At 67.2% G+C, this 15,002-nt stretch carries 15 protein-coding genes and 2 pseudogenes; all 17 read right to left on the bottom strand.

Translation table 11 applies throughout. The features are described 5' to 3' along the window. Positions 1-7: 7 nt before the first annotated feature. On the bottom strand, positions 8-886 hold the full coding sequence (gene tatC / locus EHV23_RS12335; protein WP_125096339.1) for a twin-arginine translocase subunit TatC: 879 nt from the start codon (positions 884-886) through the stop codon (positions 8-10). After that, complete coding sequence (gene tatB / locus EHV23_RS12330; RefSeq protein ID WP_125096338.1) at positions 886-1,608, bottom strand: Sec-independent protein translocase protein TatB; 723 nt, start codon at positions 1,606-1,608, stop codon at positions 886-888. Before tatB ends, tatC begins: the two co-directional genes overlap by 1 nt. A 186-nt stretch (positions 1,609-1,794) precedes the next feature. Then, positions 1,795-2,061, bottom strand: a complete 267-nt coding sequence (tatA, locus tag EHV23_RS12325; RefSeq protein ID WP_125096337.1) for a Sec-independent protein translocase subunit TatA — start codon at positions 2,059-2,061, stop codon at positions 1,795-1,797. A 328-nt stretch (positions 2,062-2,389) separates the two neighbouring features. Next, positions 2,390-2,455: pseudogene (locus EHV23_RS16645) on the bottom strand (HIT domain-containing protein); the annotation flags it as partial. A 74-nt stretch (positions 2,456-2,529) separates the two neighbouring features. Continuing rightward, entirely contained in the window at positions 2,530-2,883 is a 354-nt protein-coding gene (locus EHV23_RS12315) for a phosphoribosyl-ATP diphosphatase (RefSeq protein ID WP_238990445.1), read from the bottom strand. A 211-nt stretch (positions 2,884-3,094) separates the two neighbouring features. Then, positions 3,095-3,559, bottom strand: a complete 465-nt coding sequence (gene hisI, locus EHV23_RS16190; protein WP_420813069.1) for a phosphoribosyl-AMP cyclohydrolase — start codon at positions 3,557-3,559, stop codon at positions 3,095-3,097. 250 nt (positions 3,560-3,809) lie between these two features. After that, the gene (gene hisF, locus EHV23_RS12305; protein ID WP_238990444.1) at positions 3,810-4,760 is read right to left on the bottom strand and encodes an imidazole glycerol phosphate synthase subunit HisF; all 951 of its coding nucleotides are present in this window, start codon (positions 4,758-4,760) and stop codon (positions 3,810-3,812) included. After that, on the bottom strand, positions 4,750-5,484 hold the full coding sequence (gene hisA / locus EHV23_RS12300; RefSeq protein WP_125096335.1) for a 1-(5-phosphoribosyl)-5-[(5-phosphoribosylamino)methylideneamino]imidazole-4-carboxamide isomerase: 735 nt from the start codon (positions 5,482-5,484) through the stop codon (positions 4,750-4,752). The genes hisF and hisA overlap by 11 nt, the downstream gene beginning before the upstream one ends. A 21-nt stretch (positions 5,485-5,505) precedes the next feature. After that, positions 5,506-6,384, bottom strand: a complete 879-nt coding sequence (gene hisH, locus EHV23_RS12295) for an imidazole glycerol phosphate synthase subunit HisH (protein WP_125096334.1) — start codon at positions 6,382-6,384, stop codon at positions 5,506-5,508. A gap of 140 nt (positions 6,385-6,524) precedes the next feature. Further along, complete coding sequence (gene hisB, locus EHV23_RS12290) at positions 6,525-7,235, bottom strand: imidazoleglycerol-phosphate dehydratase HisB (RefSeq protein WP_238990443.1); 711 nt, start codon at positions 7,233-7,235, stop codon at positions 6,525-6,527. A gap of 94 nt (positions 7,236-7,329) precedes the next feature. Beyond that, a complete protein-coding gene (locus EHV23_RS16185) occupies positions 7,330-8,472 on the bottom strand; it encodes a pyridoxal phosphate-dependent aminotransferase (protein WP_275265137.1) in 1,143 nt (380 codons plus the stop codon). A 258-nt stretch (positions 8,473-8,730) separates the two neighbouring features. Further along, a pseudogene (hisD, locus tag EHV23_RS16180) lies at positions 8,731-10,017 on the bottom strand (histidinol dehydrogenase); the annotation flags it as partial. Then, complete coding sequence (gene hisG, locus EHV23_RS12280; protein WP_238990442.1) at positions 10,014-10,724, bottom strand: ATP phosphoribosyltransferase; 711 nt, start codon at positions 10,722-10,724, stop codon at positions 10,014-10,016. The pseudogene hisD and the gene hisG, both read right to left, overlap by 4 nt. A 154-nt stretch (positions 10,725-10,878) precedes the next feature. Continuing rightward, positions 10,879-12,141, bottom strand: a complete 1,263-nt coding sequence (gene murA, locus EHV23_RS12275; RefSeq protein ID WP_125096331.1) for a UDP-N-acetylglucosamine 1-carboxyvinyltransferase — start codon at positions 12,139-12,141, stop codon at positions 10,879-10,881. A 250-nt stretch (positions 12,142-12,391) separates the two neighbouring features. After that, a complete protein-coding gene (locus EHV23_RS12270; RefSeq protein WP_125096856.1) occupies positions 12,392-12,640 on the bottom strand; it encodes a BolA family protein in 249 nt (82 codons plus the stop codon). A 346-nt stretch (positions 12,641-12,986) separates the two neighbouring features. Then, entirely contained in the window at positions 12,987-13,742 is a 756-nt protein-coding gene (locus EHV23_RS12265; RefSeq protein WP_125096330.1) for an ABC transporter permease, read from the bottom strand. A gap of 106 nt (positions 13,743-13,848) precedes the next feature. Then, positions 13,849-14,922: an ATP-binding cassette domain-containing protein gene (locus EHV23_RS12260; protein WP_338034518.1), complete on the bottom strand. Its 1,074-nt coding sequence runs from the start codon at positions 14,920-14,922 to the stop codon at positions 13,849-13,851. Positions 14,923-15,002 lie beyond the last annotated feature (80 nt).

Here is a 15,002-nt window from a genome sequence, read left to right as displayed (position 1 = left end):
CTGCAGCTTACTGTGACAGATCCTGCTTCGAAGCTGCAGCAGGTTCCTGCGACGCCGCCGCCTGCGGGGGCTGCGATTCGGACGGCACCAGCGCTCCCTCTTCCGACGGGTCGTCCGGCAGGTCGTCTGGTGCGCGGGAATGGGCCGACAGGAAGCCGCCCAGGAAGATGCCCAGCTCGTACAGCAGCATCAGCGGGATGGCCAGCATGAACTGCGACAGCACATCCGGCGGGGTGAGCACGGCGGCCACCACGAAGGCGCCGACGATGACGTAGCGGCGGGCCTGGCGCAGATCATCTACCGAGACCATGCCCAGCTTGATCATCAGCATCTCGACCACGGGCACCTGGAAGGCCAGGCCGAAACCGAAGAAGATGGACAGGGTGAAGTCCCAGTAGCGCTGCAGGTCCTGCATGACGCCGGCGCCAGTCTTCTCGGCAAAGGAGAAGAAGAACTTGTAGGCCACCGGCAACACGAACCAGTAGGCAAAGGCAATGCCGATCACGAGAAAGATGACCGACAGGACGATCAGCGGGCCGACGAAGCGGCGCTCGTGCGCATACAGGCCGGGCGCCACGAAGGCCCACGCCTGATACAGCACCCACGGCAGCGAGAACAGCACGGCCGTGAGCAGCGACATCTTGGTGAGGGTGAAGAAGGCGCCCTCGCCGGCAATGAACACGGCCTGCGAGCCGGCCGGCAGCGCCTGCTGCAGCGGCTCGGCCAGGAACTTCATCAGCTCGGGAGCCACGTAGAAGCAGCAGCCGAACAGCACCAGAATGACCAGCAGCGACCGGACGATGCGGTCGCGCAGTTCGGTGAGGTGGGAGATGAAGTTTTCTTCTTCAGGCGCCTGCGCCTGTTTTTTCTTGCCGAACAGGGCCATCAGCGCTCCACGCGGAAACGGGGACGTTTGAAACCACGCTCCAGCTCGCGCTCGATGCGGCGATCCTTCAGCCGCTGGCGCATCCGCCGGTCTTCGTACACCTTGTCCCAGTCGGTGGGTGGCAGGCGTTCGGAATCAGGAGAGGAGGCGTGACCCGTCGGGACATCGGGCACGCTGTCGTAGCCCCAGTCATCGTGCACGCCACTGCCCTCGCCGATCAGGGTGCCGTCGCCGGGGTTTTCGCCACCATAAGCGACGCGGCGGTGTGCCGGATCATGCCCAGCCTGCCCATAGGTCTGTCCATCGGCCAGGGCATCCGGCCCCGCGGACGACCGTGCGGCGGCATCGCCCACGGCTCCATCCGGCGCCGCCAGTGCCCGCGTGCCCTGCCCGTCCAGCGTCTGGCCTTCGGGGATGTAGTTGGTGGAACGCGTGTCGAAGGACGACGACAGGCTGTCGAAGGAAGAGCGGGCGGTATCGAGTGTGTCCTGCAGACCGCTCTGCAGGCTGCGGGCCGAATCCTCGACCTCGCTCTTGATGCTCTTGAGTTCGGCCAGGTCCATCTGCTGGCTGAAGTCGGACTTGATGTCGTCGACGTAGCGCCGCATGCGCGTGACCCACTGCCCCGCCTGGCGTGCCACGCCGGGCAGGCGTTCCGGACCGATGACCACCAGGGCAGCGATGGCCACGATCAGCATCTCCATCAGGCTGATGTCAAACATCGGTCAGGCAGAAGTCACGCTGGATGAAAAGGAGAAGAGGCACCGGCCGGGGACGGTTGCTGCAGAAGCCCATCCGGCCCGGGGGCGTTGAACAGAGGTACACATGCAACGGCGTTCATCAGGGCAGGCGCACCGGGAGAAAACACACCGGAAAAACGCGCGCGCACCACAACTGGCAACGACGGCTCAGCCCTTGGTGCGGGCTTCCACGTCGATGGTATTGGCGTCGTTTGCGGCCGTGCCGGAGGCACCATTGGTGACACTGGGCGGGGTGCCCTGGGCCGTGCTGCTGCCGTTGGCCGGGGTTTCGTCGGTGGCCTCGCGCACACCTTCCTTGAAGCTCTTGACCGCAGCGCCCAGGTCGCCGCCGATGTTCTTGAGCTTCTTGGTGCCAAAAACCAGCATGACGATGACCAGTACGATCAGCCAGTGCCAGATACTCATGGAACCCATGGGGTAACTCCTGAAGAGGGGAATGCGAGCGTTGCCGCACGGCACCGGAAGCCGCCACCGTGCACGCAGCACAGGGTGGGCAGGCTCCGCATCCGTGCGGCAGCGCAGGAATGAAACCGGACGGCGGGACGTGCCCGCCTTGCCGGTGTGGAATCATACATGCATACGGTGGGCCGGGGAGGATCGTTCCGGCCCGTCTGGACGGACGGCAGGGTCGGCACAGCAGGCGCAGGCCCCGACGGCTGGCCGGGCAGTGATGCCTGCGTCTGCCCGGGACATGGAGCGCATCGTCCAGAAGTACCAGCGCATTCTGGTGATGCCCGCGTCTGCCCAGGACATGGATATGCAGATGATACACCCCCTGTCCAGCGGCCGGCCCCTTGCCGGTCTGCACCCCGGTGGCCGTCGCAGCCCCTGCTGGCGTGCTGGCGGGCAAGCAGACCGCAAGACGGCCCCCGGGCGGGGGGCTCAGGCCGGGCGGCTGGCCTTCTCGTCGATGCCCGACAGCCCTTCGCGACGGGCCAGCTCGGCCAGCACGTCTTCCGGCCGCAATTCATGATGCACGAGCATCACCAGGGTATGGAACCACAGGTCGGCCGTTTCCGCGACCAGTTTGGCCCGGTCGCCCTGCATGGCGGCAATGACGGTTTCGGTGGCTTCCTCACCCACTTTCTTGAGAATGCGGTCGTCGCCACCGGCCAGCAGCTTGGCCACGTAGCTGCGCGAAGGGTCGGCCCCCCGGCGGGATTCGAGGGTATCGGCCAGGCGTTCGAGCAGGCGGGTGGAATCGGGCGGGATGGGGGAGGAGGCGCTGTGGGACACGGTGGGGGCAGGTAAAAGGAGTCAGTTCAGAAGGGATTCGTCAGAATCGGACATCGGACATCGGACATCGGGCATCGCGGGCATCGGGCATCGCGGGCACTGGGGCGCTGGGGCACTGGGGCATTGTCTACCGGGCTACCAGGCATTGGACATCGGGCCATCGGCCACCGGATACGGACGGGTGGCAACACCCATGACCGGCCCGCCCGGTTCATTCATGATGATGCGCCCTGTCGCCATACAGGGCGGTGGGGTCGACACGCACCGGGTCGACATTCTCCCAGTGCGGGACTGGCGTGTCGGCCCGTCCTGATGTAACTACCTCCAGCCCCGGCGCACCATCCAGCCGCCGGAAGAAGCATGACTCCCGGCCGGTATGGCAGGCCACGCCGCCCACCTGTTCGATGGCGAGCAGGATCACGTCGCGGTCGCAGTCGGTGCGCAGTTCGTGCACATGCTGGACGTTGCCCGACTCCTCGCCCTTGCGCCAGAGCCGGTTGCGCGAGCGCGACCAGTAGACGGCGCGACCGGTACGGGCCGTTTCGAGCAGTGCCTCGCGGTTCATCCAGGCCATCATCAGCACACGGCCGGTGGTGGCGTCCTGGGCGATGGCCGGCACCAGCCCGCGCTCGTCCCAGTGAAGGGCGTCCAGCCAGGCTGCCGGGTCGGCCTGCACGGCTGCATGATGCTGCGCGGCAGAGTTGTCCTGCGCGGCCGCATCGTTCTGTATCGCATCGCGGTCAGAAGCCGTCGTTCCCGTCATTCCCCTGCCTCCCGTTGGGCCAGCATGCCGGGACGCGACACCAGCACGCAGACACCTGTCACCAATCGTCTGACATGGTGCGTCATTTGCCCGGTATCTGCCGGCTTCATCAAAGCATTACCTTCCCTTCCACCGTCACAAACTACCCTGACCGACGGCACCGCTACGCCAGCCGCACCGGCACGCCCTGGCTGGCCATCAGGGCCTTGGCCTGGGCGATGGTGGCTTCGCCAAAATGGAAGATGCTGGCGGCCAGCACGGCGTCGGCGCCGCCCAGCGTCACGCCATCGACGAGATGCTGCAGGTTGCCCACGCCTCCGGAGGCAATGACCGGGATGGGCACTGCATCCACCACGGCGCGGGTCAGTTCCAGATCGAAACCGGCTTTGGTGCCGTCACGGTCCATGCTGGTCAGCAGGATTTCGCCAGCGCCCAGATCGGCCACGCGGCGCGCCCAGTCCAGCGCATCCAGCCCGGTATCGTTGCGGCCGCCGTGGGTGTATACATGCCAGCTGCCATCGGGCTGGCGCTTGGCATCGATGGCCACCACCAGACACTGCGAGCCATAGTAGCCCGCCACATCGGCCACCAGCTGCGGGTTGTGGATGGCCGCCGTGTTGACCGACACCTTGTCGGCGCCCACGTTGAGCAGCCGGCGAACATCGTCCACCGTGCGCACACCGCCACCCACCGTCAGCGGGATGAACACCTGTTCGGCCACGGCCTCGATGACGTGCAGGATGGTGTCGCGCGCATCGGAGGAGGCGGTGATGTCCAGAAAGGTGAGTTCATCGGCGCCCTCGGCGTCGTAGCGGCGGGCGATTTCCACCGGGTCGCCGGCATCGCGCAGCGACACGAAGTTCACGCCCTTCACCACCCGGCCGCCGGTCACGTCCAGGCACGGGATGACACGGCGGGTCAGGTCGCTGGTGGCCGGGGCACGCCCGGCCGATACGTCACCCGGCGTGCGGGAGGCGGCGGCATCGGAATCCGGCGGCGTACGTTCCGGCGTACTGCGGACGGCCGGGGCAGCACCTTCCGGCAGGTTACCCGGCATGCCGTGAACGGCCGGAGCGCTGCCGGCGACGGCGTGCCGCCCGCGGTCAGTTGCCATTGGCCCGTTCCAGCGCAGCCGCGAAGTCGAGCGTGCCTTCGTAGATGGAGCGCCCCAGGATGACGCCGGCCACACCTTCGTCCTCGATTTCCAGCAGCTTGTCGATGTCCGACAGGTCGGTCACGCCACCGGACGCATAGACGGGCACCGACACCGCCTGCGCCAGCCGCAGCGTGGCCTCGGCGTTCACGCCACTGAGCATGCCGTCACGGCCAATGTCGGTGTAGATGATGCCTTCCACGCCATAGCCGACGAACTTGCGGGCCAGGTCGATGACCTCGTGGCGGCTGATCTTGCTCCAGCCGTCGGTGGCCACCTTGCCGTCGCGGGCATCCAGCCCGACGATGATCTGGCCGGGGAAGGCGGTGCACGCATCGTGCAGGAAGCCGGGGTTCTTCACGGCCGCCGTGCCCACCACCACATAGCTCACCCCGGCGTCCAGATAGCGCTCGATGGTGTCGAGCGAGCGGATGCCGCCGCCCAGCTGCACCGGCACTTCGGCACCCACCGCCTCGATGATGGCGCGCACGACCGACGCGTTCTGCGGCTTGCCGGCCACGGCGCCGTTCAGGTCGACCAGATGGATGCGCTCGGCCCCCAGGTCCAGCCAGCGGCGTGCCACCTCGGCGGGGTCATCGGAAAAAACGGTCTCCTCGTTGAGGTTGCCTTGTTTGAGACGGACGCACTTGCCGTCCTTCAGGTCGATCGCGGGAATCAGCAGCATGGCAGAAACAGCGGAAACGGCTCAGGGCCGCCATTGGGTGAAGTTCTGAAAGAGGCGCAGGCCGTTCGCCGCGCTTTTCTCAGGATGAAACTGGATGGCAAAGATATTATTTTGTGTCACGGCGCAGGTAAAGTCCCCACCATAGTGGGTGATGGCGGCAATGTGTACCGGATCATCGGGCATTGCGTAGTAACTGTGCACAAAATAGAAGTACGCCCCGGGTTCGATACCCGCCCACAACGGATGTGGCTGGGCGGGATACACACGGTTCCAGCCCATGTGCGGCACCTTCAGGTTGCCGGCGGCCTTCATCTGCGCGGCATCGAAGCGGACCACGCGGCCGGGAATCAGACCGAGACCACGGGTTGGCACGGCAAGCCCCGACCGGATCGGACCGGGACCACGAGTTGGCACGGCAAGCCCCGACCGGATCGGACCGGGACCACGAGTTGGCTCGACAGCCCCCGACCGGTCCGCCTGCCCGCAGGCAGCCGGCGAGCCGCCCTTCTCTCCCGCCGCCGAATCCGCCAAGCCCTCCGGCATGCCCGCAACACCGGATGGCGTGGCCTGCTGCACGGGCATGCTTCCCTCGTCACTGGCATCCAGCAGCATCTGCTCGCCCAGACAGATGCCCAGCACGGGTTTGCTGCGGCAGGCTTCGCGTACGGCATCTTCCAGCCCCGGATGTTCGGCCAGCCGGCGCATGGCGTCCGGCATGGCCCCCTGTCCCGGAAACACCACCCGGGCAGCACGGTGGATGACGGCGGGGTCGGAGGTGATCTCCACCCGGCTCTGCGGGCTGGCGTGGGCCAGTGCCCGGGCCACCGAGTGCAGGTTGCCCATGCCGAAATCGACCAGGGCGATGGTGCCGGTGAAGGCAGCTGCAGACGTCCCTGGCATGGCGGCGGCGGAGCGGCCGGCTGGCGTTGTGCTGGCAGTTGACGTTGTGCCAGCGGTTGACGCTGTGCCGGCGGTTGATGCTGTGCCGGCGGAAACAGTGGCTGCTGCGGCGTGGCGGGATGACGTGCTCATGCTGGCCATCACCCTACCAGACTGCCCTTGGTGGACGGTACCTGCCCGGCCGTGCGCGGATCGGGCTCGGCCGCCATGCGCAGTGCGCGGCCAAAAGCCTTGAACACCGTCTCGCACTGGTGGTGGGCGTTGAAGCCGCGGATGTTGTCCACGTGCAGCGTCATGCCGGCGTGGTTGACCATGCCCTGGAAGAACTCGCGGGCCAGGTCCACATCGAAGCGGCCGATCAGCGCGCGGGTGAACGGCACCTCCCAGAACAGCCCCGGCCGTCCGGAAAAATCGATGACCACGCGTGACAGCGCCTCATCCAGCGGCACATAGGCGTGGCCATAGCGGCGGATGCCGCGCTTGTCGCCCAGCGCCTTCGACAGCGCCTGGCCCAGCGCGATGCCCACATCCTCGACCGTGTGGTGATCGTCGATGTGGGTGTCGCCATCGGCCTCGATCTCCAGATCCACCAGTCCGTGGCGGGCAATCTGGTCGAGCATGTGCTCGAAGAAGGGCACGCCGGTCTTGAGGCGCGCCTGGCCGGTGCCGTCCAGATTCACCTTCAGGCGGATGCGGGTTTCCAGCGTGTTGCGGGTGACTTCGGCGATGCGGGCGGTGGGTGCAGCGGCTGAACCGGAGGAGAGCGTCGCGCCGGCAGTGGCGGCCGCACCAGAAGCAGCGGTCGTATCGGAAGCGGCAAAGGCGCCAGAGGGGGTGGTGTTCTGTGTCATGCAGAGACTTCCTGGGGATATCTGGCAGAAGAAGGCGGCAGGGGCCGCGCCATGAATGGTGCGTCTGTCCGCCGTTCCGGTCGTGCAGGCAACCTCATGCCTCCCGCCCCGCCGGGATGGCCTGCAGGGCCTCCGTCAGCGCAGCCAGCATGGCCTCGTTCTCGGCCGGGGCGCCCACGGTCAGGCGCAGGCAGTTGGCCAGCAGCGGATGCATGCGGCTGGCGTCCTTGATCAGCACACCACGCTCACGCATGGCCGTGGCCACGCGGGAGGCGCGGGACGGCTGGGCGGTTGGTGTTGCACCAGCCACCGTATCGGCCACCCGCACCAGCACGAAGTTGGCGGCCGACGGGTACACCGTGTCCAGCCCGTTTGCCCCCAGCGAGCCCTGCGATCCCACCAGCGCCTGCAGCCGTACCGCCAGGGTGGTGCGGGCCTCGCAGAGCGCGGCCGTCTGCTGCGCAAACACCTCAAAATGCTGCAGCGCAAAACGGGTAGCTTCGGCGTCCAGCACACTGATGTTGTAGGGCGGACGGATCCGGTCCAGCGGTTCGGTCCATACCGGCTGCGCGGCCAGATAGCCAAGGCGGGCACCGGCCAGGCCCCATTTCGAGCAGGTGCGCATCACCGCCAGATTGGGCCAGGCGTCGAGCTGCGACATCCAGCTGGCCCCGCCGGCAAAGGGCGCATAGGCTTCGTCCAGCACCACCAGACCGTCGGTGGCGCGCAGGATGGCCTGCACGGCCGCCGTGTCGAACAGGTTGCCGGTGGGATTGTTCGGATAGGCCAGGAACACCAGCGCCGGCCGGTATGTCTCGATGGCCTGCAGCATGGCCGGCATGTCCAGCGAGAAATCGGCCTGCAGCGGCACCGGCACGAAGCTCGCACCGGCCAGCTTCGCACTCATCTCGTACATCACGAAGGACGGCGCCGGCGCCATCACCACTGCCCCCGGCTGCGCCACCAGCTGGCACAGCAGGCTGATCAGTTCATCCGAACCATTGCCCAGCACCAGCCGGCTCACGTCGGGCTGAGCATCTGCCCCCAGCAGCCCATCCTGCACGGCAATGGCCTGCTTCAGCGCCCGGTACGTGGTGCCGGACGGATAGCGGTTGATGGCCAGCGCAGCCAGCATGCGGCCCAGTTCGGCCTGCAGGGCCTCGGGCAGCCGGAAGGGGTTTTCCATCGCGTCCAGCTTGATGGCGTCGGTTGCGTCCGGCACCCCATAGGCATGCATGGCCTGCACGTCCGGGCGGACATGACGGGCCACGCGGACGGCGGCCTGAGTCGCCATGGCCGGCTGCTGCGTGATGAGTCCCACCGTCCCTGCACTACCACGGGGGGTCACACCAGCCCCAGAAGCGGCGCTACCGGTGTTCGCATGGTCCACGGATGCAGCATCAGCCACACCGATGCCTGCAGCAGAAACATCATGGCCGGCACCGGAAACATCACGACCGGCCGCAGCACCGGACTCATCCACCTGCCGCGACGCCAGCCTGAACTCCGCGCTCTGCGCGTGCGCCTCCAGCCCTTCGGTACGCGCCAGCGTGGCCGCCACCTTCGCCAGATGGTCGGCGCCTTCGGCCGAGGGTTCGATCAGGCTGCTGCGCTTCTGGAAGTCGTACACGCCCAGCGGCGACGAGAACCGCGCCGTGCGCATGGTAGGCAGCACGTGGCTCGGGCCGGCGCAGTAGTCACCCAGCGCCTCGCAGCCCCAGCGGCCCATGAAGATGGCACCGGCATGGCGGATGTGCGTCATCAGCCCGTCCACATCGCGCACCGCCAGCTCCAGGTGCTCGGGCGCCACCTGGTTCACCAGACCGGCCGCCTGTTCCAGCGTGTCCACACGGATCAGCGCCCCCCGGTCGGCCAGCGACTTGCCGATCACCGCCTGCCGTGGCTGCGCCGGCAGCAGCCGGGCCACCGATTCGGCCACCGCATCGAGGAAGGCCGCATCGGTGGAGATCAGGATGGACTGCGCCATCTCGTCGTGCTCGGCCTGCGAGAACAGATCCACCGCCACCCAGTCCGGCGGCACGGAACCATCCGACACCACCAGAATTTCCGACGGCCCGGCGATCATGTCGATGCCCACCGTGCCGAACACCCGCCGTTTGGCCTCGGCCACATAGGCGTTGCCCGGACCGACGATCTTGTCCACCGGCCGAATCATCGGCGTGCCATAGGCCAGCGCCGCCACCGCCTGCGCGCCACCGATGGTGTACACCTCTTCGATGCCCGCCAGACAGGCCGCCGCCAGCACGGCCGGATTGCGCACGCCATCGGGCGTGGGCACCACCATCACCAGCTCGGGCACGCCGGCCACCCGGGCCGGAATGGCGTTCATCAGCACCGACGACGGATAGGCCGCCTTGCCACCCGGCACATACAGCCCCACCCGGTCCAGCGGCAGCACCCGCTGCCCCAGGCGCGTGCCGTCGGCCTCGGTGTACATCCACGACGCAGCGCGCTGGTGTTCGTGATAGCGGCGGATGCGCTCGGCGGCGCGCTCCAGCGCCGTGCGTTCGGTAGCCGGCAGGCTGTCCAGCGCGGCCTGCAAGTCGGCCTTCGTCAGCCGCAGGTCTGCGGCCTGCGTGGCCGGCACGCGGTCGAAGCGGCGGGTATAGTCGAGCAGCGCCTCGTCCCCACGTGCGCGGATGTCGGCCAGAATGCCGGAAACGGCCGTTTCGATGCCCTGGTCCTGCTCGGGGCTCCAGTGCAGCAACCGTGCCAGCCTCGCAGCAAAATCCGCATCGGCGATGTCCAGACGGTTGATCATGCTTCTCTCCTTTCCTGCCCTTGCCGGCTTTGTGCGTGTGCGGCCTTTTCCAGTGCAGCGATCAGCGGGGCCAGCTCGGGCTGGCGCATCTTCAGCGCTGCTTGGTTGACGATGAGCCGCGCCGAGATCGGCATGATCGGCTCCACCTCCACCAGCCCGTTGGCCCGCAGCGTGCCGCCCGTGGACACCACGTCGACGATGGCATCGGCCAGCCCCACCAGCGGTGCCAGCTCCATCGAACCATACAGCTTGATGATGTCCACGTGCACGCCCTTCTCGGCAAAGTGGCGGCGTGCGCTGTTGACGAACTTGGTGGCCACCCGCAGGCGCTTGCCGGACACGGCGGCCTTTTCATAATCGAAGCCCTGCCGCGTGGCCACGCTCAGGCGGCAGCAGCCGATGCCCAGATCCACCGGCTGGTACACCCCTTCGCCGCCGTGCTCCAGCATCACGTCGCGCCCGGCAATGCCCAGGTCGGCCGCGCCATGCTGCACATAGGTGGGCACGTCGCTGGCCCGCACGATCAGCAGGCGCAGGTTCGGGTCATCGGTGGGCAGAATGAGCTGGCGGCTTTTGCCCGCCTCCGGGTCCAGCCGGATCCCGCACGCGGCCAGCAGCCCGGCCGTGTCTTCCAGAATCCGCCCCTTCGAAAGTGCCAGCGTCAGCATCGTGTTCCTTCCTGTCGTTGCATCATGTCGGCCACGCATGTACCCGTTATCGTTGCATCCGGCCCTCTTGTCCCCGAAAACCTTCAGCTCGTGAAGCACGCATGTGTCAGTGATCGTTGCATCATGGTGGTGGCGGCACGCAACCCGATAGTGTGTTGCCATTCGCGGCCCGGCACCATCGGGACAAACCCGCTCAGAGCCCCTGCCCCTTCACCCGCTCGATCTGCGCGCCCAGTGCCTGCAGCCGCAGTTCCATCTGCTCGTAGCCACGGTCCAGATGGTAGATGCGCTCGACCGTCGTCTCGCCCCGCGCCGCCAGCCCGGCAATCACCAGACCGGCCGAGGCACGCAGGTCGGTGGCCATCACCGTGGCACCCGACAGCCGCGGCACGCCCTGCACGATGGCCGTATTGCCCTCGATGCGGATGTTCGCCCCCAGCCGCCGCAGCTCCTGCACGTGCATGAAGCGGTTCTCGAAAATCGTTTCCACCACCGTGGCCGTGCCGTCGGCTACCGCGTCCAGCGCCATGAACTGCGCCTGCATGTCGGTGGCAAAGCCCGGATACGGCGCCGTGCGCACACTCACCGCCCTTGGCCGGGCGCTGGCCTGCAGCCGCACCCAGTCCTCGCCGGTGCTCAGTATGGCGCCGGTTTCGCGCAGCCGGTCGATGGTCACATCCATCGACCAGGGTGCGGCGTTGCGTACCATCACGTCGCCGCCACAGGCGGCGGCTGCACACAGGAAGGTGCCGGTTTCGATCCGGTCGGCCATGATGCGATGGCTGCCGCCATGCAGGCGTTCGGCGCCATGAATCACCAGCCGGTCGGTGCCCACGCCCTCGATGCGCGCGCCCATGGCGATCAGCGCCTGCGCCAGATCGACCACCTCGGGCTCGCGCGCCGCATTCTCGATGACGGTCTCGCCGTCGGCCAGACAGGCAGCCATCATCAGGTTCTCGGTGCCGGTCACCGTCACCATGTCGGTCACGATGCGGGCCCCCCTGAGCCGTTTGGCCCGGGCCACCACGAAGCCGGCCTCGATGTCGATCTGCGCGCCCATCGCCTGCAGACCCTTGATATGCTGGTCCACCGGCCGCTGGCCAATGGCGCAGCCGCCGGGCAGCGACACCCGCGCCTCGCCGAAGCGCGCCAGCAGCGGCCCCAGCACCAGAATGGAGGCACGCATGGTCTTGACCAGCTCGTACGGTGCCTCGGTGCCGGACAGGCTGTCGGCCTGCAGGGTGAGCCGGTCGCCGTCGCGCTCGCACTTCACGCCCAGCAGCGTCAGCAGCCGGATGGTGGTGGCGATGTCGCGCAGGTTCGGCACGTTGGACAGCGCCAGTGCATCGCCCGTCAGCAGACTGGCACACAGGATGGGCAGGGCCGCATTCTTGGCGCCGGCGGCCTGCACCTCACCCACCAGGGGGGTGCCGCCCGTGATTTTCAGTTTGTCCATGGTGTCCCTGTCTGGTTGGAGCGTGTGATGAACTCATGCGTCCCTGCGAAAGCATCCCTGGGCGCACATGATTGTGCCGGCAGTGGTCTGAAGCCTTCCGGGATTTTGCGGCCCAGGCGCCCAGTCCTGCGCACCCCAATGGAGCGTCCCTCCGGGCGGGCGAGCAGCAGACTGCCTGTTTCCTTCGCAGCGGCTGTCCGGCGAATCACCTGTTGCCTTTCGGAATCACTACACAGCAGTTCACCGGCAGTCAGAGTTCGTTCAGTGCGTGCCACTCGGATGGCGTCAGCGCCTTGATCGACAGCGCGTGGATCTCTTCCTTCATGCGGTCGCCCAGCACACCATAGACCAGCTGATGGCGCTGCACCAGCCGCTTGCCGTCAAAGGCATGGGAAACGATGATGGCGTCGAAATGGCGGCCATCGCCATCCACCTCCAGGTGGGTGCACTCCAGGCCCTCGGCAATGTAGGCGCGAACGTTCTCGGGGGTTTGCAAGATGTTCTCCGAACAGATGACAGGGCGGCAGCGGACCAGCAGGATGCACACGGCATGTACGGGCAGACGGGATGCACACAGCGCACACAACCGCGACAGGCAGACACCCATACCAGCCGGCATGCATCGCCGCCGTTGCTGCGCGCGGAACGGTACACCGCGAGGCGCCTGCGCCAGCCAGAAAAAGCCGCCGCCAAAGCCGGCTATTGTAGCGGGCCAGACAGGCAGATTCCTGCGCCATCACGGCCGCCCCTCCGGCGTAGACATGCCCCCTGCCGTGACTTCCACGCAGACAGACGTTCCGCCGCGATCCATCGAAAGCGACACACGCCTCACCCCGCCCTTTTTCTCAGTACCGCAGGTGATACCCGCGATCCAGCATCCGCATCGCGCCGGCCGCCAGCGCCGCCCAGGCCACCAGCACGATGGCCAGCGACAGCCACGGGTCGTTGTCGGCCTGCCCGAAAAAGGCATAGCGAAAGCCATCGACCATGTAGAAGAACGGATTGACATGCGAGGCCGCCTGCCAGAACGGCGGCAGCGAATGCACCGAATAGAACACGCCCGACAGGAAGGTCAGCGGCACCACCAGAAAATTCTGGAACGAGGCGATCTGGTCGTACTTCTCGGCCCAGATGGCCGCCACCAGTCCCAGCGTACCCAGAATGCCGCTGGCGCCCAGCGCAAACACGAGCATCCACACCGGATGCTGCAGCGGCACCTCCACGAACAGCACGGCCACCAGCAGCACCCCCAGCCCCACCACGATGCCCCGCGCCATTGCCGCCAGTACGTAGCCGCCGTAGATGGCCAGCGGCCGCAGCGGCGCCAGCAGCATGAACACCAGATTGCCGCTCACCTTGCTCTGGATGAGCGACGACGACGCATTGGCAAAGGCGTTCTGCATCAGCGCCATCATCACCAGCCCCGGCACCAGAAAACTGGTGTAGGCCACACCCGGATAGATGGCCACGCGCCCACTCAGCGCGTGCGAGAAGATCAGCAGATACAGCAGCGCCGACATCATCGGCGCCGCGATGGTCTGCAGCGAGACCTTGTAGAAGCGCATCAGCTCCTTGTGCAGGAGCGTAAGAAAACCGTTCATGCCGGGCCCGCCTTTCCACCCTGTCCTGACCATCCGCCTGCAGGCCGGGCACGTACCGCCACGGAACACGGAGATATCGGCAGCCGGCCGTGACGAACCCCAGCCATCACCCCTCCCTCATCAGCCGCAGGAACACGTCTTCCAGATCGGCATGGGCAATTTCCATGTCCAGAATCGTCGCCCCAGTCGCCTGGATGGCCGCCAGCATGGGGCCGATGTCCGCATAATCATCCAGCGCCAGCCTGATGCGCCCATCCGCAGGCCATGTCGCCAGTCCCGGCTGCCCGGCATCCCCCGCCTGACCCGTTGCCCCGGCATGCGCCCCTTGGCCGGCCTGCGCAACCTGCTCCCGCTGGCCCGAAAGCCCCGGTTGGCCCGCCTCCCCCGGCTGGTGCGAAAGCCCCGGCTGCCCCGCCTCGGCGGACTGCCCCACCGGGTCCGGCAGCCGGCGCGCCTGCAGGGCCTCCGGCAGCGAACCGCCCGACAGCCGCAGCACCAGCGCCCGGGTCGAGAAGCGGGTCAGCAGCGCCTCGGTATCGTCCAGCGCCACGATGTGCCCGGCCTTCATCACCGCCACGCGGTTGCACAGCGTCTGTGCCTCTTCCAGATAATGCGTGGTGAGCACGATGGTGTGCCCGTCGCGGTTGAGCCGGCGCACGAACGCCCACAGCGACTGGCGCAGCTCGATGTCCACCCCGGCCGTGGGCTCGTCCAGCACGATCACCGGCGGCCGGTGGATCAGCGCCTGCGCCACCATCACCCGCCGCTTCATGCCGCCCGACAGCGCCCGCATGTTGGCATTGGCCTTGTCGGTCAGCCCCAGGCCGTCGAGCACCTCGTCGATCCAGTCATCGGCCCGGCGCACACCGTAATAGCCGGCCGAGATCTGCAGGGTCTCGCGCACGGTGAAAAAGGGATCGAACACCAGCTCCTGCGGCACCACGCCCAGCGAGGTGCGCGCCCGCAGATAATCGGTCACCACATCATGGCCCATCACCGACACCCGGCCGCTGTCGGCCCGGGCCAGTCCGGCGATGATGGAGATCAGCGTGGTCTTGCCGGCCCCGTTGGGGCCCAGCAGCGCAAAGAAATCTCCCTGGGCGATGGTCAGATCGACTCCGCCCAGGGCCTGCAGGTCGCCAAAGCGCTTGGTCACGCCCTTGACGACGATGGGGTGCACCGCGCCAGATGCATTGCCAGACTCGTTCACCGGCGCACCGGGCAGCGGTGTGCATGCCGACGCGGCGCCCGGCGTGGAAG

It is taken from the genome of Lautropia dentalis (assembly GCF_003892345.1).
GTDB lineage: Bacteria > Pseudomonadota > Gammaproteobacteria > Burkholderiales > Burkholderiaceae_E > Lautropia > Lautropia dentalis.
This window is presented reverse-complemented; position numbering and strand designations above follow the sequence as displayed.

Excerpts from the sequence above, each read along its gene's own strand:
- hisH (WP_125096334.1), bottom strand. The coding sequence starts at position 6,384 with ATGCCAGGGACGTCTGCAGCTGCCTTCACCGGCACCATCGCCCTGGTC.
- hisA (WP_125096335.1), bottom strand. The coding sequence starts at position 5,484 with ATGCTGCTGATTCCCGCGATCGACCTGAAGGACGGCAAGTGCGTCCGT.
- tatB (WP_125096338.1), bottom strand. The coding sequence starts at position 1,608 with ATGTTTGACATCAGCCTGATGGAGATGCTGATCGTGGCCATCGCTGCC.
- hisG (WP_238990442.1), bottom strand. The coding sequence starts at position 10,724 with ATGCGTGGCCGACATGATGCAACGACAGGAAGGAACACGATGCTGACG.
- tatA (WP_125096337.1), bottom strand. The coding sequence starts at position 2,061 with ATGGGTTCCATGAGTATCTGGCACTGGCTGATCGTACTGGTCATCGTC.
- EHV23_RS12265 (WP_125096330.1), bottom strand. The coding sequence starts at position 13,742 with ATGAACGGTTTTCTTACGCTCCTGCACAAGGAGCTGATGCGCTTCTAC.
- tatC (WP_125096339.1), bottom strand. The coding sequence starts at position 886 with ATGGCCCTGTTCGGCAAGAAAAAACAGGCGCAGGCGCCTGAAGAAGAA.
- hisF (WP_238990444.1), bottom strand. The coding sequence starts at position 4,760 with ATGGCAACTGACCGCGGGCGGCACGCCGTCGCCGGCAGCGCTCCGGCC.
- EHV23_RS16185 (WP_275265137.1), bottom strand. The coding sequence starts at position 8,472 with ATGCATGCCTATGGGGTGCCGGACGCAACCGACGCCATCAAGCTGGAC.
- murA (WP_125096331.1), bottom strand. The coding sequence starts at position 12,141 with ATGGACAAACTGAAAATCACGGGCGGCACCCCCCTGGTGGGTGAGGTG.
- hisB (WP_238990443.1), bottom strand. The coding sequence starts at position 7,235 with ATGACACAGAACACCACCCCCTCTGGCGCCTTTGCCGCTTCCGATACG.